This is a genomic window from Blautia massiliensis (ex Durand et al. 2017), from assembly GCF_001487165.1.
Lineage (GTDB): Bacteria > Bacillota > Clostridia > Lachnospirales > Lachnospiraceae > Blautia_A > Blautia_A fusiformis.
Window position 1 is genome coordinate 2,071,194 of sequence record NZ_LN913006.1, and the last position, 21,373, is coordinate 2,092,566.

The following is a 21,373-nucleotide window of genomic DNA, read 5'->3' on the forward strand; positions in this document are numbered from 1 at the left end:
GATCTGTTTCAAAATTTTTCCTCCTGTATCATCTTTTCCTCTGTCCACATGTACATCCTGTCTTTTTTAACAAAAACGCAAACAAAGAAATTACCGTCTTCTTTGTCTGCCTGAATGACCGGATCGTATATAACTCACCAGAAATCCATCTGTAACATGATCAGATATCTTTATAATACGATGGTGATATCACATCATACTCCCTGCAGGAGCATCCGTTCTCATAGCTGTCACAGCAGTCACAGTTGGAACAATACATATGCGCGTCATTAATATAAAATAAACCGCCGTACTGCATGGAAGTGCGCTGATTCTTGGATTTCTTCTTGCTGTTGTCGTAGTAGGCTCCGTTGGGGATCATCATATTCTCCGGGGAGAAGCTGCTGAAATCAAAGAAATGGGATTCCGTACCATGATGTGGTACCTTGATACACCAGTAATGCTCATGAAGCGGAATCCTCCCATCATAGTTTTCTGCGATCATCCTCATGTACTGTGGCTGTACATCTCCGGTAAACAGAAGATTCAGCTCTCCGTCGCCGGTATTCTGAAATGCCAGACTGATCTTGTGGCGGAACTGACGCAGAAAATGCCCCTGTTTTTCCGCACTTTCCAGAAGTGCCTGAAATTCTCCGGTTGCCTGTAATTCACGGAATTTCTTTTCCAGCTTTTCCGGTTTAAGGCGACGTGCTTTCTCTTTTTCGGCTTCTTCCGGAGCCTCTGCTGTATCCTCAGCTGCTGCGCCTATATCTTCCATTATAAGCTCCAGCTTCTCCTGCGTATATCCTTCGTTTTCCCCACCAGGCTCTGTCTGTCCTGTCAAAGAGCGCTCGGATTCCTCTGTATCCTCTTCCACCAAAGATGCCTCAGACAGTGGAGCAGATTTCTGCTCTGCTTCCGTCATCTCCTCTGTCATAGACAGGAACAGCTGACGTACCTCCTCCGCAATGTTCACAAGCTCGGTCATTGCATTTTCATGATTCTCGATCAGGGAATTAAATACGTCCTCCGTTTCCCGGCTGACTTCCCTGAGATCTGGCCAGAGCGCTGTATATTTCCCCTCAAACTCTGAGCCTCTGGATAAAAGGTCGATCTTTACCCTTCTGGCGCAAAGAGCTTCTGCAAGGGCAAAGAGGCTGACACGTCTTCCGGGAAGGCTGGCCTTTTTTGTCACATCCGCAAGGAGCAGAAGCGCCAGTGTGTATTTCATTTCCGGACCGGAAAATACATCCGGAAGATAGATCTTTTCAAATTCGTAGGCATCTCTTCGGTAACGCATCATATAAAGCAATCCGGAAACATGGTCCGGATGAAAATGTGTCAGAAGCAGATTTTTTTTGCGGATAGTGGTAAGGTCTGAGATGATCACATCAAAGACCTCTCTCCGTGGCCGCCCTTCGATCTTGCTGTTGGCTGCCCCGAAATCCACAAGCAGGCTGCTTTTTCTGTCACGGATACAGAAACAATCCCCGAACCCTACATTGTACATTCGTATTCTCATTTATTTTTCCTCTGGTTTCTTATTCAGCTGACCTTTGTTTCTGCAGCTGACTCTTCTTTTTTCTTCTGTTACTGTCTTCATTTCTCAGAACCAGATCTGCATATCATACCAGATTGCTCCGCCATGACAGGAATCTGCCACACCCAGCTTCTTCAGTCCGTGGCTCTCATAGAATGGGATCATATGCTCCTTGCAGGTAAGGATCAGAGCTTTTTTTCCGCGCTCTTTCGCAAGCTCCTTGAAATATTCCACAAGCTCTCCTGCGATCCCCTGATGACGGTATTCCGGGATCACATTCAGTCCGAATACCGTCTGGATCTCCCCGTCCTTTCTGTGAAGCGTGATATCATGATAAAATTCATCCGGGAGTACTGGTTTATCTGTGGTTCCTCCGTTGATAAAGCCTACGATCTGCTCATCCTTTACTGCTACAACGAAATTCTCCGGGAATGCTCCCATACGCTTCACAACTTCCTCATGACTTGCTGCCTCCGCAGGTGGAAAACAGATTGCCTCGATCTCTGCCAGACGATCCGCCTCACCGGGATCTGCCAGTCTGATCTGTAAATTTTCTGCCATTTTTCGTGGTCTCCTCTATATTTATTCCGTTTTCATCCGGTTTCGATTCTTTTTTAATTATATCGGGTGAGGGAAAATGCGTCAACGTGTAACCTGCAAAAAAGCCCTCAGTATTCGCACTACTGAGGGCTTCGCTCTTTTGTTTTTGTCTGTCATTATCACAGCACCGACCGGATCAGCTGCTCCGTATACTCTGTCTTCGGATGCTCAATGATCTCTTCCGGTGTCCCTTCCTCTTCCACATGTCCGTCATGCATCACGATCACCCGGTCGCAGAACAGCTGGACAAGGGCCAGGTCATGGCAGATAAAAAGAAAGGACAGCTGGTTTTCTTTTTTTAACTTCTGAAGCAGCTCCATGATCTGTTTCTGCACAGTCACATCCAGGGCGCTGGTTGCTTCATCACAGATCAGCACTCTGGGTTCCACAGCCAGGGCTCTGGCAATAGCCGCTCTCTGGCACTCCCCTCCGCTGACCTGATGGGGATACCGATCTGCATATTCCGGAGTCAATCCGCAGGTAAGCAGAAGCTTTTCCACACGGTTCCTGGTTTCCTTCTTACTTATCCCCATATTCCGGAGACTTTCCCCGATTCCGTCCCCGAGGGTACATCTGGGATCAAAAGATCCTGCCGGTGTCTGAAAAACCATCTGAAGTTCCCGGTAAGTTTCCCGGAGAGCTTTTCCCTTCACATGTGTGATATCTTTTCCCATGAAAAAAATCTTTCCATCTGTAATATCCGTCAGATGGGTGATCATTTTTGCCACTGTACTTTTTCCGGAACCGGATTCCCCTACGATTCCAAGAACTTCTCCTGCGTTCAGAAAAAAGCTCACATCTTCCACAGCTGTGAAGGATTTTTTCCCGGATAAAAATGTCTTTTTCAGATTCTGCACTTCCAGGATTTTTTCTGCCATCATCTGCCTCCATTTCCGGTGCCTGTACGTTTCAGGCGAAGTACCGAACTCATAAGTTCTTTTGTATAAGAATCTTTCGAGGCTGTCAGGATCTGAGCTGTTTTTCCGTATTCTTTCACTTCTCCGTTTTTCAGGACCAGAACCTGGTCTGCCATTTTTTCTACTACACCAATATTGTGTGTGACAACGATCATGGCAGTTCCATACTCCTGACGCATCAGCAACATTTCCTCAACTACCTGTTTCTGCACTGTTACATCCAAAGCGCTGGTAGGCTCATCTGCCAGAAGAAGCGACGGATTCTGCAGCATGGAAATACAGATTCCCACACGCTGATTCATGCCGCCGGACAATTCAAAGGGATAGCTTTGCAAAACACGTTCCCCATCCTTGAGGCCAATCTTAGCCATCATCCGGACGGCGCGCTCTGCGCACTCTTTACGGCTGATCCTTTCATGCTCCCGCATACTCTCATAAATCTGATCGCCCACGGTGCGGATGGGACAAAGGGCTGCTCCTGAATCCTGAAAGACCATGGCGATCTCAGGACCCAGAAGTCTGCGTAATTCTTTTTCCGGCATATCCACCACATTTTTTCCTTTGTACCAGATATCCCCTTCTGTCACCATACCTTCATTTCCCAGAAGTCCCATGATTGCCTTGATGATGGTACTTTTTCCGCTTCCGGATTCGCCTACCACCCCCAGGATCTCCCCTTTATTCAGTTCCAGATCCACATCATGTACAACCGGTTCTCCGTTGTAGCAGATCGTCACATGCTCAAGTTTCAACAATGATTCCATCTTATTTCACTTCCAGATCTGCCGTGATCTCGTAATAATCACATGGGTGAGCAGTCAGCCCTGATACATTTGACTTTGACACAAGTCCCATATTCAAATGAGAAACAAAGAAATACGCATCATCATCCAGAATGGTCTGCTGTGCTTCCACAGCAAGCTTGCCTCTCTCATCTGTATCAAAGGTCTCATGCAGCTTCGCTACGATATCATCAAGATCCGAATTGCTGTATTTGCCATAATTTTTGGCAGCATCAGATACAACTGTACTTGTGAAGAAATATTCCGGATCACCGGTAGGTGCAGTTGTAAGCGAGCTTACATATACATCAAATTCTCCATTCTTTGCATACGTCGCATGGTCTGCTGTATTGTTGACATCGACCTCAATTCCGATGTCCTTTAAAGTGGACTGTGCATATTCTGCAAGCTTAGGCTGTTCCAGACGGGTTGGATAGGTCAGCCATGTGATGGACAGCTTCTTTCCGTCCTTATCTGCATAGCCATCTCCATCCGTATCTGTCCATCCGGATTCTTCCAGAAGCTTTTTCGCCTCTTCCGGATCATAGGACGGTGCCTTTACTGCATCGTTTCCATAGGAAAAGCTGCTTGGGAAGGCTCCCACTGCCGGAACACCTCGTCCCTCCATGATCACACTGCAGAAACCATCCTTATCGATTCCCATCTCAATGGCTTTTCTCACATTCTGATCCTGCATCAGTTCAGACTTCATATTAAACTGTCCGAAGAAGCATCGGCTTGTTGCTACAGAGCTGATCTGATAGTCCGGATTTCCGTCAAAAAGCGCATAGTTATCATACTGAAGTCCATAGGTTCCCTGTATATCGCCTGTCTGTAATGCTGCTGTCAGGGCACTTCCGTCTGAGAAGGATTTTACGATAACGTTGTCTACCTTTACATCTCCGCCCCAGTAATCCTCATTTTTTACCAGCTTGATCTCTGTTGGAGATACCTCTGTTGCAACATAAGGGCCTGTTCCTGCCACATTTGCAGAGCCGCCCTCTCCCTGTACGCCATAATCCATATCAATGATGGCACCATACGGGTCACCGAGATAATTGATCAGTGCCGGACATGGTTCGGAAGTATGGATCGTTACTGTCATTCCATCTGCTTCGATCTTATCGATCTTCATATCGTAAGGTGCACGGTCATGGTTTGCGATCAGATCTTCCAGACATTCCTTTACCGCTTCTCCGTCCATGGTTCTTCCGCTGGAAAATTTCACACCGTCACGAAGGGTGATCTTTACTGTATTATCGTCTGTAAATTCATAGTCTGTAGCAAGCCATGGCTCTACCTCCATGTTGTCATTGTACTTAAACAATGTTTCTCCTACACCATAACGCAGACAGCTCCATCCGGAATAATTGTCGTGAGGGTTTAATCCTGCATCTCCCATTTCTTCACTGTATCCGGTAGTTCCGTAAACAAAGGTAGTTCCTTCACTCTTTTCTTTGCTTTTTGCTGCTGCCGGAACTCCCGTCATGCTCATGACCATTGACGCAGCAAGCACTGCTGCCAGAATCTTTTTCTTCATAATCTCCGCTCTCACTTTCTGTGTTATATTTATTTATAAGTGCCTGTTATCCTTTTCTCCTGTTTCGTTCCTTCGGATCCATATAATCCCGGATCGTATCTCCCAGAAGATTAAAGATCATTACCGTAATAAAAATCGCCATTCCCGGCGCAAGTACCATCCACGGTGAAATCTGCAGCATACTTCTTCCATCGTTGATCATACTTCCCCATTCTGCCATTGGAGGCTTTACACCAAGTCCGAGAAAGGAAAGTCCTGCCAGCTCCATCATCATGGTTCCGATATCAAGAACTGACGTAACAAGTATGGGGCCTGCAATATTTGGAAGGATATGTTTGAGCAGAAGCTTTCCTGTACTGCTCCCGGAAAGCTTTGCCGCCATAAGATATGCAGAGTCCTTCTGAGTCAGGGTAAGCCCTCTGGCAAGTCTTGCAAACTTCGGCCAGCTGATCACCGCCAGAGCAATAATGGCATTTTGGATACCGCCTCCCAGAACACCTGCTACTGCCAGGGCAAATACCAGTCCCGGAAAAGCCAGGAACAGATCGGAGATACGCATCAGAACGGTATCGGCTTTGCCGCCCTTCCAGCCACAGAAAATACCAATAGCCGTTCCCACCACCGTGATCACCGCAACCAGGAGCAGTGTTGCATAAATACTGGTCGTACTTCCTATGATCACACGGGAAAGCATATCTCTTCCATAACGGTCTGTCCCGAGCAGATGCTCCGGTCCCGGCGGTTTCTGAGCAAGTGCCAGATCCTGGGCATAAGGATCATAAGGGCAGAGATATTTTGCAAATGCCGCTACAAACAGAAGCAATGCTGTAAGCACAAGAAAAAAGACAAGTTTTGCTTTTGTATGAGTTTTCCGGATCTTCTGTTTCCGGACTGTGATATTATTTTTTCCGCTCATGCTCTGTCACCTCCAAGTCGTACTCTCGGATCCAGATAGTGGTAAATAATATCTGTCACCAGATTTACCAGAACATAAATAACCGCCATCCATGCCACATAAGCCTGGATGATCGGATAGTCACGCATGGTGATCGCATCTACCGCCAGTTTTCCGACACCATCCCACATAAAGATATTTTCCACAATGGCAGTTCCTCCCAGAAGATTGCCGATGGACAGAGCCAGCAGTGTGATGATCGTCAGCATGGAAGCCTTCATTACACTCTTCCAGATGATCACACGACTGCGGATCCCTCTTGCCCGGGCTCCGGTCACATAATCCTTATTCAGTTCTTCCAGAACCGTGGCACGCACCTGTCTGGTATATTTTGCAGCCATGGAGATCGCCAGTGTCAGTGTCGGCAGAATAATACTCTGTCCGAGATCTGTATTTGTGACTACCGGTAAAACGCCCAGCCTGATGGGCAGAAAATACATCAGGACCATGGCAGCAAAAAAATTCGGCATGGAATTGCCGATAAAGCTTAAAAATCTTATCAGATAATCTACCCATTTGTTGTGCTTTACTGCTGACAGGATTCCCAACGGGATCGCAAGAACAATCGTAAGAAGGATCGATGACAGAGTCAGCATCATCGTTGCCGGAAGCTTTGAAATAAAGGTTTCATAGACATCTCTGTGAGACACATAGCTCTCTCCCATATCTCCGGTTGCCATTCCCGCAAACCAGGCAGCATATTGTACAAGGAATGGTTTATCAAGGCCATATTCTGCCTTTGCCTTATCAATGACCTCCTGGGATACTGCAGAGCCTGCATTTTCATACATATAAGTTACTGCATCTCCGCCGGCAAGCCGCATCATGGCAAAAGAAAGAAATGTGATCCCGATCAGGACCGGGATCAGCTGCAGCAACCGTTTTATTATATATTTTCCCATATTTTCCTCTCCGCACTTTGTTTCTCAGTATTTCGAATAACAAAAGTTTAACAACACGGCTGTTCTGCCACAACCCCGGCGGGGGGATTTTTCATATTCCATTTTGTCATGCATATGTATTCCATTATGCTCTTATATTCTCACACAGTGACATGCGGATAATTCTTTCCAGCCCTCTCCCAGAGACTGTGGCTCTTCATACTCGATCAGCCTTCGTTTTCTCTCTTCCAGCGGATCCGGGATATGGATCGCAGAAAGCAGGGACTGTGTATAAGGATGCTGCGGATTTTCAAAAAGCTCTTTTGTAGGTGCCATTTCTACCAGCTTTCCGTTTTTCATTACACCGGTTGTATCACTTAAAAAACGTACCATTGACAGATCATGGGCAATAAAAAGAAAAGAAAATCTTTTTTCCTGCTGAAGCTTTTTAAAAAGCATGACGATCTGTGCCTGGATAGAAATGTCCAACGATGCGATCGGTTCATCTGCAATGATAAGACGTGGTTCCATGAGAAGGCTTCTTCCTATGGCAACTCTCTGTCTCTGTCCGCCGGAAAGCTCTCCCGGCTTTTTCGACAGAATGCTTTCATCCAGTCCTGTCTCCTTCAGGATTTCCCGAAGCCTGTTCTCCAACATTTCTCTGTCACGGATCCTGCGGCTGATCTTTACAGGCTCCAGCATGATCTGCCGTATGCTCATTCGGGGATTCAGTGCAGCGCCCGAATCCTGAAAGATCATCTGGATCTCTGTCTGCATTTTCTTCCGCATTCCGAAAGGATCCTTTTTATCCGGCACTCTTGCTCCCTGATAAAAGATCTCCCCACCTGTAGGCCGGTAGATTCCTGCAAGCGTTCTGGCTGTCGTGGATTTTCCGCAGCCGGTCTCTCCCACCAGTGCCATGATCTCACCTTCCCGGATACGGAAGGAAACATCATCCACTGCATGGATCGTATAATCGGAACGGATACGGAAATGCTGCTTCAGATTTCTGGCTTCGATCAGTACAGGCGCCTGTTTCTGTTCTGTTTTCTGTAAAAATGACGCTTCCTTTTTATCCGGTTTCTGTTTACGGCCGCTGTTTTCCTGTAATCTGTCCTTCAAAATGGCGGGCTTTTCTATTTTCGGAGCTCTTTCATCCAGAAGCCATGTGGCTGCATAATGCGTATCACTGACTTTAAACATCGGAGGAGTCTGTTCATAATCGATTGCCAGCGCCTGGGGATTTCGAACGGCAAATGCATCTCCCGGCGGAGGATTCAAAAGAGAGGGCGGCATTCCGGGGATCGGATTCAGCTCCCCTTTTTCACCTGCAAATACAGGCAGTGAAGACAGAAGTCCCCAGGTATAAGGATGCCGGGGATCATAATAAACCTCTTCCGCTGTCCCGATCTCAATGATCTTTCCTGCATACATAACTGCAACTCTGTCTGCGATCCTTGCAACAGCTCCCAGATCATGAGATATGAACACAATACTGATCCCTGTTTTTTCTCTCAGCTCAAGAAGCAGATCCAGAATCTTTGCTTCCACGGTTGCATCCAGTGCCGTAGTCGCCTCATCGGCAAATAATATTTCCGGATCACAGGCCAGTGCAATAGCCAGCACACAACGCTGACGCATTCCTCCGGAAAAAAAATGAGGCTGCAGTCCATAGCGCTGTTCTGCATCCGGAATCCCTACCAGCTTCAGCATTTCCACAGCTCTTTTTTTCGCCTCATCCCCGGATACTTTCTGATTTTTGATAATAGCCTCTGTGATCTGTTTGCCAACAGGGATCGTCGGATTCAGCGTCAGCATAGGATCCTGGAACACCATGCTTACCTTACTTCCGCACAGCTTTTCCATTTTTTTTCTTTTATAGGCTGTGATATTCTCTCCGCAGAGACTGATCTCTCCGCTTTTTACATGTGCATTCGGTGGCAGAAGCTTCATCACGCTACGGCACATAACGGTTTTTCCACATCCGGACTCACCTACGATACAAAGTATCTCTCCTTTTTTTACCGTGAGATCAACATTCCGGACGGCCTGTACCTCGCCGTCCGGTGTGTCAAAGCTTACCGAATAGTTTTTTAATTCCAAAACGGTTTCCTGCATGATCTTTTCCTTATTTTGTAATGGTCCAGTCTTCAATATTCCACATAACACCTACGGAATGATGTCCCAGAACACGTGTGGTATCCAGTCCGTCAAGTCCGGAAACGCCTACATAATCTCCCTGAAGATAAGCAACCAGAAGGATTCCAGGTGCCTTGGCATATGCCTTTTCGAATTCACTATATGCTTCTTTTCTGGCTTCCTCAGTCTCACCGTGACGGCCTTCCTCAAGATATTTATCCACATCTGCATTGGAATAATGCATGTTGTTTCCACTTGCGTCGGTTACAAAGTTTACATATGCCATATCCGGGTCAAACTGTGTTGCATAGCCGGCAAGAAATCCATTGTATCCTGCATCCCAATCAAATTTGGTAACAAGCTTTACTTCCATTTCCACACCAGCCTGCTTCAGCATATCAGACATGACATTGGCAATATCCACACGCTCTTCTTCGTAATCACGTACCTGGATGGTAAAGTGGAATTTCTGTCCGTTTCTCTCATAGATCCCATCATCACCTTTTTTCCATCCCAGCTCTTCCATCTTCTTTGCAAAGGTGTCCAGATCATAGGAGTAGATATTGGCTTCCTTATCTGTTCCGAGAGGGTTTCTCTGGATCGGGCTGTATGCCGCCTCTCCCTGTCCTGCAAGAACACCTGCAATAATGGACTCCTTATCCAGCGCATAATTCAGAACGCCGATGGAATCTCCGTTTTCCTTCCAGAAATCTGTACTCATATCCATGGCAGCTCCACGGTAATCTGCTGTGGTAAACTCCCAGTAATTATATCCGTCCTTATCCTTGAACTGAGAAGCATAGTTGGAATTCAGCCATGCAAGATCCGCCTCACCAGACTGGAGCATGGTTGCCTTTGTAGTCTCATCCGACACTGTACGGTATACAACGGTTTCAATATTCGGAACCTTTCCGTAATAATCTTCATTTCGTTTCAGTGTGATCATTCCGCCGGTAGCATCCCAGTCTTCAAATTTATAACGGCCTGTTCCCACCGGATTCTGGTTAAAGGATGTAGTATTTATGTCCTCCCCTTCCAGAAGATGCTCTGGAAGGATTCCCATGGTAAAGTAATCCAGCATGGCAGCATCATACTGATCCAGTGTAAAGATCACAGTCTGATCATCCGGTGCCTCAATACTTGTAATGTCCTGATAGTTGCTGGTGATGCTGGCTCCCAGGGTTTCATCCTCTGTAAGCTCCTTATAGGTGTATACAACATCCTCTGCATTGAAATCTTCTCCATCATGCCACTTAACACCATCTCGAAGTTTAAAAGTATAGGTATTGGTATCCTTGTCAAAGGTATAACTCTCTGCAAGATCCTCTACCGGCTTTCCATTGGCATCATATTTCATCAGTCCTGAAAAAATAAGATCCGGAAGTTCATCATGGTTATTCAGAAGGGGATTAATTGTACTTTCTGACTCACCTGCATATACCAGAGTTTTGTTTTCTTCTGCCGCAGCTACGGTTACCGCACTGCCTGCAGCTGCTCCTGTACATGCTGCGGTCACTACTGCCAGTGTTATCGCCGCATATTTTCTGCCATAGTTGATTCCTGTTCTCTTTTTCATTCTGTTTTCCTCATCTTTCCTTATTTTCAAACCGGTTATCTACACTTCGGAATGCTTCATCACGGTTTGTATTCAAATATTTTTGACTGCATCAGAGATTGCTGTAATGGTTATTTACCTCACTTCTCACAAAGCTTCCCATACTGGTAATGCACATTAAAGTAATGACCAGAAAAACTCCTGGGATCACGATCACCCACCAGGTATTCATGATCAGTGCTTTATTTGCCAGTGAGAGCATACTTCCCCAGGAGACTACATTTGCCGGAAGCCCGAGGCCAAGAAAGCTTAATGTAGATTCCATGGTAATACAGCTGCTTATCGAAGAGATCACCACAAACATGATCGCCGAAACAAAATTCGGGATCAGATGGTGATACATCACATATCCAAAACTTCCTCCGCAGAGTCTTGCATACATCACATAATCACTGTTCCTTATCTGCCGCACTTCACTTCTTACAATACGTGCCAGTGCAAACCACCCGGTAATACCGATGATCACAGATATGCTGATCATATCATTGGCCTGAAGGACCGCAGACAGGATCAGGATCAGCAGAAGGGTCGGAATACTTCCGCACATTTCCGTAAACCGCATCAGAACTGAATCCACCTTTGGACCTGCTGTTCCGCTGATGCATCCGTAGGTAACACCGATCACAGTAATGATCGCAGCTCCCAGAAGCCCGATCACCAGAGAAACCCGTCCGCCATACCAGATCAGTGAATAAATATCTCTTCCAAGCGAATCCGTTCCAAAGATAAATTCCTTTCCCGGCGGTGTATTCAGATTCTGGAGATAAAAACCTGAGGGATCATGATTTGCAACAACATTTGCAAATACACAGCCCAAAACGATCAGAAAAAGCAGGAACATGGAAAATACCGGTTTCCCCTTCAGCTTTTCCTGAAATGTTTTTTTTCGTTTTTCAGATTCATGCTGCTTCCACCCGGCACCAACTACCTGAAAAAGCTCAACTTCTGAAAGCTTCCGGTCAACTACCATACCCTCACCTCCGAATCCTTCATTCTTGGATCGATCTCTTCATTGACAGTCTGTGCAACAAAGCTGCTTAAAAATACGATAAATCCCGTGATCAGCACATCGATCATCAGCAGATTATAATCATGATATTTTGCAGATTCCACTGCAAGGTTTCCAATTCCCGCATAATTGAAAACAGCTTCCACAGTTACAGTCCCACCGGTTACATGGGGTACCGAAACTGCCATGATACTCACGATCGTCGGCATTACATTTCGAAGACAATGCTTCCACAGGATCTTTCTTTTGGAAAGTCCCTTGGATCTGGCAAGAAGTACATAATCCTTCCGCACCTCATCCAGAAATTTGTTACGTATCATATATGCGTAATACCAAAGATGGCTGAAGATCATTACTACCAGCGGAAGGATCATATGCTTCATACGATTGCCGATACTATCTGCCATTCCTACATCATAGGCACCGCTGCTTGGGAACCATCCAAGATTTACACTGAAGATCAGGATCAGTACCACACCAAGCCAGAAAGCCGGCACATAATAGGCTGCTGTTCCGATCTTGCAGATCAGCCGGTCGATCCACTGATCCTCATGGAGCGTACAGAATATGGCAATCAGAACTGCCAGTATAAAGATCACAATATAAGCAATTCCTCCCAGCACCAAAGTATTTCCGATCAGCGGTTTGATCACATTCATAACCGGCTGCCTGTATTTCAGCGACAATCCGAAATCACCATGGACTACATTGGTAAACCACCTTACATACTGTACCCCGATCCCCTGATCCAGACCCAGTCTCGTTCTGGCCGCAGCCACTTCCTCGCTGGTCATCATTTCCAGGGAATCTCCGTAAAAGGACTGCAGGGGATCTCCCGGTGCCAGTCTCGCCAGCCAGAACACCACCACAGACAGAAGAAACATAACCACAGCAAGCAGAAGGATCCGCTTCAGGATCCGGATGACCAGTTTATTTTCTTTGTTCATAATTTTCCTTTCCCACTGCCCTTTACAGTTCAGACAGACATTCGCATTCCGCTCTGCTGCATGCTCATGAACACAAATCGTGGAGCGATTTGTGTTCATATTTCAAAAGCAGTTATGGCATCCAAAACCATAACTGCTTTTGAAAGGGTCGTGTTATTATTCGACAAAACATTTGTATGCACAAATAGGAGTGCGCGGAGGTTATGTGCATCACAGTGTTTTTATATTCAGCACGCGGAGTGTGCTGCTGATATTATTTTATCATTTAACAGCTTTCGGACAACCCCGGTACGGGGATATTGGACAGTCGGTTTTAGCATGGATGTGTATTCCATATAAAAAACGGGACTTTTCTGTATCAGGAACCTGTGTCCCGTGCAGAAAAATCCCGTCTGGTCTTTTGCTTTATTCTTTTATCACTTTCCGGAAATCTGAAGTCTTTCCTTCACGAATCCCAGAAAATCCTTTCCCTGTTCACTGAGCTCTTCACCTCTCCGGCAGATGCACCCGTAAACAAGTTTCTGGCCTTCTCCCGGAAATGTATATTTCACGGAGGAATATCCCGGATCACGGCCGGAAAGATCCGCACCACTGATATTACACAACTCTCCGGACCCAAGAAGACGTTCCACGATATAATCACTGTTTGTTACGACTACAGTCTCTGCCTCCACTGCGGAATGACCGTTTTCCTCTACAAGGTTCCGGTAATTATCCGGGGAAAATTCATCGGGAAATCTCTGGATCAGCCTGAGCTGGGACATATTAAAATCTCCCTCATCTGCTTTCCCTTTCCCGGTATAAATATTTACCTCGGTTTCCGTCAGCAGCTCAAATTCCAGGTAATTCCGGGAAAGAAAATACTGGAACGCCGCCAGCTGATTCTGCATCACATAGGCGAATCCCATATCATCCTGTCTGCCTTTCACACGTTTTATGATCTCATGGGTATCTGCTGCGTAAACCTGATAATGAAGATCATCGCACTTATGTGCTTCATAATACGTTACGAAGATATCCGCAAACCAGGAGCTGGGATGAAAGCATACACACAGGCTGCTTTTTGCAAGTGGCTGTGCCTGCATTTCCAGTTCATCTATATTTTCCAGGATCCTCTGCACATGGATATATGCACGCTCTCCTTCCAGTGTCAGCTCTATGCCCTTTGCATGACGGACAAACAGCTGGGTACGCATATCGTCTTCCATGGAACGGATCACCTTGCTTACATTTGACTGCGTGGTAAAAAGCAGCTCTGCTGCCTGGCTGAAGGAGCCTGTTTTGGCACAGGCCGCAAAATACTGTATCTGTTTTATATTCAGCATGATCCTACCTCTGTTTCTTTGCAAAGATCAAAAACATCGGGGTCGGATTGTAAAACTCGTCTTTTTCTGTATAAATACGTTTGCTGATACCAAGGTCAAAGGAAAATTCTTCCACACCTATACGGCTCAGCGTTTCCAGATCCCATGCCGGACGCAGAAAAGAACTGATGGGCAGCTGCCGCTTGATATCCTCGCATTCCTGCATCAGCTCATCCTGGATCTGATGATGAGCATGATTCTCCGGAAGATCCGCAGTGTCCGCAAAGTCTGCTGCTCCGTAGTTTGCATCCAGATTTATCATCACTCCGCCCGGTTTCAGTACGCGGAACCATTCCTGATAAGCATGCTCCGCGTCCGGAAGTGTCCAGGTAAGGTTTCGTGATACGATCACATCAAATTCCTCATCCGGAAAATCCGGAGCTTCTGCATCCATCACCATAAACCGGCAGTCTGCTTTTTCTTCCTCCGCCAGCTCCTTTGCATGAGTGATCATATCCGGCGTCAGATCGATCCCGGTTACCTGATGGCCTTCCTTTGCAAGAAGAATGGTAAAAAATCCGGTTCCGCAGCCTACATCCAGGATCCGGAGATTCTTTTTCTCAGGCAGATACTTCTTAAGCTCAGCCATCCAGCGGCCTGCAAGTGCACTGTGAAGCTCTGCTCTTCTCTGTTCCAGAAAGCTGTCGCTGCGCCTGGTCCAGTACTGGGCGATCCTTGTTTTCCGCTCGTCTTTTTCTCTTACGATATTTCCGTAGGTGATCACAGGGCCGCCTTCCACAACCTGAAGGCTTGATACCTGATAAAGGATCACACCATCCATGTCTGCACGACAGATTTCCTGTACATTTCCCTCATAATCACGGATCTCTCCAAGATACTCATCCTGATGAACGATATCGCCTGGTTTCTTCACCGGATACCAGAGACCGTTGACACTGGCGCACTGATAACGCACATCATCCATTTTCAGCGGATAGTACGTACTGTGGGAACGGATTCCGTTATAGGCTCCGATGCTGCAGAGGATATTTCTTACATCTCTTCGCATGGAATCCACTTCCTCCCGTTCCCAGGTTCCCATACAGCCGCGTTCCAGAAGGACCGCCGGAATATGGAAGGTACTTGCCGCATAATTGTAGGCGCCGCCTGTACTCACATTTGACTGTACCATATATGGGACATCAACCTGCTCTGCCATTTTTCGGGAAGCTTCCACGATCTCCGGCTTTGCCACGCCTGCAAAATATACATACGGAGTCAGTTCCTCATAATCATCACCGCCGTGAAGATCGATATAATAATCTGCCTTCCGGATCAGGGATTCTGTGATGGCCGCTGCCAGTCGTTCCATTTTTGTGCCATCTTTTCTGCCAGGGAAAACACGGTTCAGATTTTTTCCGTCTTCCCAGCTGATGCTGCCTGCACGCTTCTCAAAGTCTTCCCGGTTCAGCACCTTTACCAGAACCAGCTGACCCTTTACCTTTTCCGGCTTCAGCCGCTTCGACAGCTCGATCAGAGTCTGGATCCCCACATACTCTCCTGCATGAAGACCTGCTGTGACGAGAACGGTTTTTCCAGGATCTTTTCCACGGATGATGGTTGCAGGAAGGACAAATTCTCCATCTCCGAGCTCAAGAAAGCCTTCTGTTTTTTCTCCTACCGCAACCGGAAGATTCAGGAAATGATCCGGCTTTACACCAGTTACCATAAACATTGGTGTGGACTGATAATTTAATCTCTCCTCCTCACTCCAGACCGTTTTCCATATTTCTGTGTCTGTGCGGATTCCAAGAAGTCCTGCTTCTCGGAGAGTTTTTACATCCCACTGGGGACGATTGATCTTTGACAGCGGTACCTGGAGGGCGATCCGCTCCATGCGCTCAATATCCGTACAGAGATAGTGATCATCCAGGCTGTTGTTTTCCACATTTTTCCGGTCGTTTTCGTAGGCCTTACGCTGCTCTTCCTCATAAAGATAACCGTACCAGTTGGCATCAAAATTCAGAAGTCTTCCTCCTACCTTCAGTACACGGACCCACTCTCTATAAGCAACATCAGGATGCTCCAGATTCCAGGTAAGATTTCGGGAAATGACCACGTCAAAGGTATTATCCTCAAAATCCAACTTCTGTGCATCCATCCTCAAAAAGCGGATATTCCGGCAAAGGTCTCCTGCATTTTCCTTTGCCTTTTCCAGCATTCCTTCCGTATAATCCACTGCATCTACATGATATCCGGCTTCTGCCAGGATCACAGGAAAAAATCCGGGGCCTGTTCCGATATCCAGGATACGGATCTCTTCCTTGGGTTTGTCCGGAAACTGACTGGTCAGCACCTTAAGCCATGCGTTTTTCTGCGTTCCTGCAAGCTCTTTATGATTCACTTCGGAGTACCCTTCTGTACGGGTGCTCCAGTAAGATTCGATTTCATCGAGAAGTTTTTCCACGTTGATTCCTCCGCACTTTTCTATTCACGTGAGGGAGATCAGGTCCCTCACAGGTCACGTTTAATGTACCAAATTGTCAGGGTATTAACAAGCCCCTGGGGGGGATTCCCAAAATTGCTCTGCTGATAAAATTCCAAATGCCACACACTGCTTCTGTACTCCTGTCCACCTTGTAATTCTCCGAATGCTGTGGTATCATCCTGGCTGTAGTAATTCAGTAATATAACCGAAATTGAAAGGATGGTTCATATACAAATGACAACACAGGAACTGGCCTATGAAGTTATCAGCCGTTTAAAAAAGGAATATCCGGATGCAGACTGTACACTGGATTATGATGATGCCTGGAAGCTTCTTGTAAGTGTCCGTCTGGCAGCTCAGTGCACCGATGCCCGGGTCAATGTAGTTGTTCAGGATCTCTATGCAAAATACCCGGATGTGGCAGCCCTGGCAGCAGCAGAGCCGGAAGCAATCGAAGCCATTGTACGTCCCTGCGGCCTTGGAAAAAGCAAAGCCCGGGACATCAGCGCCTGTATGCGCATTCTCCACGAACAGTATCACGACAAGGTGCCGGAAGACTTTAACGCACTTCTGAAGCTTCCCGGTGTGGGCCGAAAAAGCGCAAACCTGATCATGGGGGACGTATTCGGCAAGCCCGCCATTGTAACAGATACTCACTGTATCCGCCTTTCCAACCGCATCGGCCTTGTCCATGACATGAAGGATCCGAAAAAGGTGGAAATGGCTCTCTGGAAGATCATCCCTCCGGAAGAAGGCAATGATCTCTGCCACCGTCTTGTCAATCATGGAAGAGAAGTCTGTACAGCGCGGACAAAGCCTTACTGTGACCGCTGCTGTCTCAATGATATCTGCGAAAAAAATGGGATCTGAATGTATGCAGTTCAATAAACCTTCAGACCTCGGAAAGGAAAAACATAATGAATTTCAAAAAACTGGAAAATAATCTCCTGGATATGATCCAGGAACAACAAGTAAAGATCGGATACATGAGCGGAGTTACCCGTTTTTATTATCCGCTGCAGTCTCTGAACCGCCTTCTTGGCACAGAGCTTACGGAAGAAGAAATGCAGCATGCAATGGAAAAATTCTCAGATCATGCCTGTGACCGTCTTGGAAAAGTAACGGCTTCTTCCAAAAACGGGCGTTTCTGCATCACCCTGCCGCCTCAGGCCTCGGACTACGTTCACGAAAACCGGAAGCCGAGTGAATTTCTGGTACGCTTTATAGGCACGGTTGCCCGTCATGGCTGTACTCTGGATGAAGTGATGGACGTTTTTCATGCTTATTCCGACCATGTACACATGGAAAAAACAACCGGAACCGGATTTGATTATCTTGTATATTTCGAAGACGGGATTCCGGATGACTACCGGTATTGTCTGTCCCTGGAGGGTGAGCATATGATCTATCATAAGTTCACACCTGAGGACTATGAGGACTTCGGATTCTGATCTCCGAACACCGGGCAAGTTTTCCCCTCTGCTTATTGCTTTTCGCAGCTCTGCAGGGAACTTCCTTTATTTGCTAAACAACCGCCGGTCTGCAGACAGATCTTCAAAAAGTCCTCTGCAGATCGACGGTTGTTTTTATTTTCTATGCACGGAATTTCTTCTGCATCTCCCGCACCATATCTTTCCTCTTAAACAGGAACAGCCATACCAGCATCAGAAAGCTGACGCATATACAGATCAGCGACGGATACAGCACCGTTACCACACCGGCAGCCAGCAGGATCACAGGGATCACTCCTCCGAAAGCTCCTGCTTCCAGAAGATAGATCATATATTCCGCCACCTCCAGCTTCTGTACCGCAGTGATCACCCACATGGAGCAGATCACAGCAAGCGAAGCCAGAGGAAGCAGATAATCCACAGACCAGCCACGCCAACCGGTAAACACATCCCAAAGCACTCCTGCAACAGCTGCGATCACCAGCTGCCACATCTCATTCTTCAGAAGATTCCGCCGCTTCACATAAGCCACTGAAACCATCAGCCAGGTGCAGAACGCCCCTGCAGTCACAAACCAGGCCCAGCCTATATGACTATCCAGCAGATAATCGATCAGATTACATACCACAGCCAGCACAATACACAGAAATGTAAAGCTCTCAAAAAGCTTCATCTGCTGTTTCTGCTCCTCTTTTTGTCCCGGAAGATCATTCTCCCGAATTTTACAGGATACCTGCTCATTTTTCAGTCTCTCCACAAAATTCCGCTCAATATTTCCATTGGGGATCTTGGACGTAAAGCTTAAAACCATCTCATCTCCAAAAGAACAGGAACACAGCTGCAGACTGTCCGTGCTTGCAAAAAGTCCGAATCTCTGAATATATTTCCGATATTCCTCCGGCATCCGGATGATCCCCACATTGGAATAGATCGCCGTGATAGACCTCCCTCCGAGAGTTGTCCCGGCAAGAAGGAACGGGGTTTTGATCTCCAGTGGTACCAGACGCAGGATCGGATTTTTCTCCAGGCTTACCAAATCATTCAGCTTTGCTTCGATCACGTCCTTACTCAGTTCCTTTGCAAACTGCTCCTTTACGGAGCTCAGAATATCCTCAAAGGCTGTATCAGGCTGAAAATAACAGCTGATCTCGATCCATCCGAAAAAATTTGCCATAGACCGGGACGGAAAATAATTTCTCAAATTTACCGGGATCATCAGACCAATGGGCTTTTTCGCCTGATTCTGAGGTACTTCTTCATGGATCGCCCAGATAAGTGCTGCCGTAAGGAAAACCGTGATCGATACACCGGCCGCTTTTGCACGGGCGTGGATCTCTTTTACCGGAACACAGACTTCCGTGATATTCATATCCTCCTGCCTGAGCTTCTCGCCTTTTAACTGGAAAGCAGGCTTCTTGGACTCTCTCTTTCTTGGCGCATCGGAGGAATAATACTGGGAAAAGCTGTCCTCCTCCATATCCCTGCCCGTAATGTTTTCATCCGAAAAAAGCTCCGGAAGCTCTGCGGATGGGTGCGTCTCCTGAAGATAATTTTTCACCAGCTCCATCAGAAAATGCATGGCTCCCGTTCCATCCGTCAGCGCATGAAATACCTCGAAATTAATCCTGTTCTTATAATAGCTCACCCGAAAAAGAAGCGTTTTTTTGTCCGGAATATAAAGTCCGCTGCAGGGTGCACCTGCTTCTTTCTTTACCACTGCCGGAATATCACGTCTCTCCAGATAAAACCAGAACAGTCCCTTTCTTAAAACTGCACGGAAAAGAGGATATTTTTCCAGTGTCCTCTCCAGGGCTTCCTGCAGGTTTTCTTCTTTTATCTCTTCTTTAAGTTCACAGTAAAAACGAAATACCCTGGTGTCATTCTTTCCTGTCACCGCCGGGAACGCCAGCGCCGCATTGTCAAGTTTTCTCCACTGTGCATATTCGTTCTTCATGATGCTTTCCTTCTTCCTGTTCCTCTGTTTCCAGAAAACGATTTACATATGCAAAGCTCTCCTGCACATGCAGAAATTTGATCCCCAGTGCAAAATACCCGTGAAACGCACCTGCGATCCTGTGCACTTCCACACGATTTCCCGCTTCCTTCAGTTTTTCACCAAATGCCTCACCTTCATCCCGAAGAGGATCGAACTCAGCGGTAAGTATCAGTGTATCCGGCATATTTCGAAAATTCTTCTCCAGGATCGGCGCAAAATAGGGATTCCTCCTGTCTTCCGGACAACTCTCATAGAATTTCAGATAATCTTCCATCTTCTCCGCTGTGAGAAGATAACCGGTTCCATTTGTTTTTACGGATTCAAAAGGAGAGTCTTCCGTATAACAGTTGTTCAGTGCCGGATAAATAAGGATCTGTTTTTTGGGAAAAAAATCTCCGCGGTCTCTGGCCATCATACATACAGCCGCTGCCAGATTTCCGCCTGCACTATCTCCCATAATGGTGATACGATCCGGATCCGTATTCAGAAGAAAACGATTGGTGTAAAAAGTCTTCGCAGCTGCATAACAATCCATCAGTCCCACCGGGAAACGGTATTCCGGTGCCAGCCTGTATTCAACAGACGCCACGATCTGACCGGTAGACTGTGCCATTCTGGCACAAACCCGCTGATAATTCTCTACACTTTCCGTAACCCAGCCACCGCCATGGAAAAACAGGATCACCGGTGGTTTTTTTCCGGAGGCGGCACCGTTTTCCATGTCCTCTTCTGTTGGAAAAAACAGACGGATCGGCACTTTATAGTCTCCGTTATAAACTTCCGCATCCAGTGTCCTGTAAAAGATCCTCATAGGATCCATCTTCTTAAGATCTGCCAGCTTTCTGGAAGCCTCCACTTCGATCCCGCCATAGGAAAGAGCATGGAGCACTGTCCGCACGGCACGTGGCATAGCCGCTTCTCTCCCGGTCGGAATGCCCGGAACTATGACTGGGCGGCTTCTTCTGTTTTCTTTTCTTGTATAGATATATTTTGTTTCTGTTTCGTATCTTCCAGGAATGCAGACTTGTTTCACGCAGGTACGCCTGTAGGCAATCCTCTTCAGGATCTCATGATCTGTACGGATGATCACTTCCGTTCCCTTATAGCCCCGGATATAATATCTGTTTTCTTTCTTTTTTATACGTGGTTGTCTCAATCGCAGTAAATATTTTTTGATTACTTTTTCCTCCGTGGATTTTTCCTTTATTTTCACCTATGATAGCATCCGCA

The 21,373-nt window shown here is 46.7% G+C and carries 17 protein-coding genes; 2 read left to right on the forward strand and 15 right to left on the reverse strand.

What is annotated here, in order from left to right:
* Window positions 1–160: 160 nt before the first annotated feature.
* From BN3261_RS10540 to BN3261_RS10600, 13 genes are all read right to left on the reverse strand, one after another.
* Window positions 161–1,501 (reverse strand): MBL fold metallo-hydrolase, encoded by a 1,341-nt coding sequence (locus BN3261_RS10540; protein WP_235812368.1) that lies wholly within the window; start codon window positions 1,499–1,501, stop codon window positions 161–163.
* Between the two features lie 84 nt (window positions 1,502–1,585).
* The gene (locus BN3261_RS10545) at window positions 1,586–2,080 is read right to left on the reverse strand and encodes a GNAT family N-acetyltransferase (protein ID WP_059086215.1); all 495 of its coding nucleotides are present in this window, start codon (window positions 2,078–2,080) and stop codon (window positions 1,586–1,588) included.
* Between the two features lie 158 nt (window positions 2,081–2,238).
* Window positions 2,239–2,997, reverse strand: a complete 759-nt coding sequence (locus BN3261_RS10550) for an ABC transporter ATP-binding protein (protein WP_059086216.1) — start codon at window positions 2,995–2,997, stop codon at window positions 2,239–2,241.
* Complete coding sequence (locus BN3261_RS10555; protein WP_059086217.1) at window positions 2,997–3,800, reverse strand: ABC transporter ATP-binding protein; 804 nt, start codon at window positions 3,798–3,800, stop codon at window positions 2,997–2,999. The genes BN3261_RS10550 and BN3261_RS10555 overlap by 1 nt, the downstream gene beginning before the upstream one ends.
* 1 nt (window position 3,801) lies before the next feature.
* Window positions 3,802–5,313: an ABC transporter substrate-binding protein gene (locus tag BN3261_RS10560; RefSeq protein ID WP_418721733.1), complete on the reverse strand. Its 1,512-nt coding sequence runs from the start codon at window positions 5,311–5,313 to the stop codon at window positions 3,802–3,804.
* Window positions 5,314–5,404: 91 nt separating this feature from the next.
* The gene (gene nikC / locus BN3261_RS10565; protein WP_022427154.1) at window positions 5,405–6,274 is read right to left on the reverse strand and encodes a nickel transporter permease; all 870 of its coding nucleotides are present in this window, start codon (window positions 6,272–6,274) and stop codon (window positions 5,405–5,407) included.
* Window positions 6,271–7,215, reverse strand: coding sequence for a nickel ABC transporter permease (gene nikB, locus BN3261_RS10570; protein ID WP_022427155.1), 945 nt, complete (start codon window positions 7,213–7,215; stop codon window positions 6,271–6,273). The genes nikC and nikB overlap by 4 nt, the downstream gene beginning before the upstream one ends.
* 132 nt (window positions 7,216–7,347) lie before the next feature.
* A complete protein-coding gene (locus BN3261_RS18120) occupies window positions 7,348–9,297 on the reverse strand; it encodes a dipeptide ABC transporter ATP-binding protein (RefSeq protein ID WP_276525713.1) in 1,950 nt (649 codons plus the stop codon).
* A gap of 25 nt (window positions 9,298–9,322) precedes the next feature.
* Complete coding sequence (locus BN3261_RS10580) at window positions 9,323–10,909, reverse strand: ABC transporter substrate-binding protein (protein WP_022427157.1); 1,587 nt, start codon at window positions 10,907–10,909, stop codon at window positions 9,323–9,325.
* A 91-nt stretch (window positions 10,910–11,000) separates the two neighbouring features.
* Window positions 11,001–11,918 (reverse strand): ABC transporter permease, encoded by a 918-nt coding sequence (locus tag BN3261_RS10585; RefSeq protein WP_022427158.1) that lies wholly within the window; start codon window positions 11,916–11,918, stop codon window positions 11,001–11,003.
* A complete protein-coding gene (locus tag BN3261_RS10590) occupies window positions 11,912–12,904 on the reverse strand; it encodes an ABC transporter permease (protein ID WP_022427159.1) in 993 nt (330 codons plus the stop codon). Before BN3261_RS10590 ends, BN3261_RS10585 begins: the two co-directional genes overlap by 7 nt.
* A 416-nt stretch (window positions 12,905–13,320) precedes the next feature.
* Window positions 13,321–14,229 (reverse strand): LysR family transcriptional regulator, encoded by a 909-nt coding sequence (locus BN3261_RS10595; protein WP_022427160.1) that lies wholly within the window; start codon window positions 14,227–14,229, stop codon window positions 13,321–13,323.
* A 4-nt stretch (window positions 14,230–14,233) separates the two neighbouring features.
* Window positions 14,234–16,675 carry a methyltransferase domain-containing protein gene (locus tag BN3261_RS10600; RefSeq protein WP_059086218.1) on the reverse strand — a complete coding sequence of 814 codons (2,442 nt, stop codon included), beginning with the start codon at window positions 16,673–16,675 and terminating at the stop codon, window positions 14,234–14,236.
* A gap of 255 nt (window positions 16,676–16,930) precedes the next feature.
* Between BN3261_RS10600 and BN3261_RS10605 the strand changes: the two genes are divergently transcribed.
* Both BN3261_RS10605 and BN3261_RS10610 read left to right on the forward strand, forming a co-directional pair.
* Window positions 16,931–17,566, forward strand: a complete 636-nt coding sequence (locus BN3261_RS10605; RefSeq protein WP_022427162.1) for an endonuclease III domain-containing protein — start codon at window positions 16,931–16,933, stop codon at window positions 17,564–17,566.
* Between the two features lie 47 nt (window positions 17,567–17,613).
* Entirely contained in the window at window positions 17,614–18,147 is a 534-nt protein-coding gene (locus BN3261_RS10610) for a DUF3877 family protein (protein WP_059086219.1), read from the forward strand.
* Between the two features lie 142 nt (window positions 18,148–18,289).
* Here the strand turns inward: BN3261_RS10610 and BN3261_RS10615 are convergent, their stop codons facing one another.
* Window positions 18,290–20,101 carry a DUF6320 domain-containing protein gene (locus tag BN3261_RS10615; protein WP_059086220.1) on the reverse strand — a complete coding sequence of 604 codons (1,812 nt, stop codon included), beginning with the start codon at window positions 20,099–20,101 and terminating at the stop codon, window positions 18,290–18,292.
* The gene (locus BN3261_RS10620; protein WP_330383264.1) at window positions 20,067–21,356 is read right to left on the reverse strand and encodes an alpha/beta hydrolase; all 1,290 of its coding nucleotides are present in this window, start codon (window positions 21,354–21,356) and stop codon (window positions 20,067–20,069) included. The genes BN3261_RS10615 and BN3261_RS10620 overlap by 35 nt, the downstream gene beginning before the upstream one ends.
* Between the last annotated feature and the right edge of the window lie 17 nt (window positions 21,357–21,373).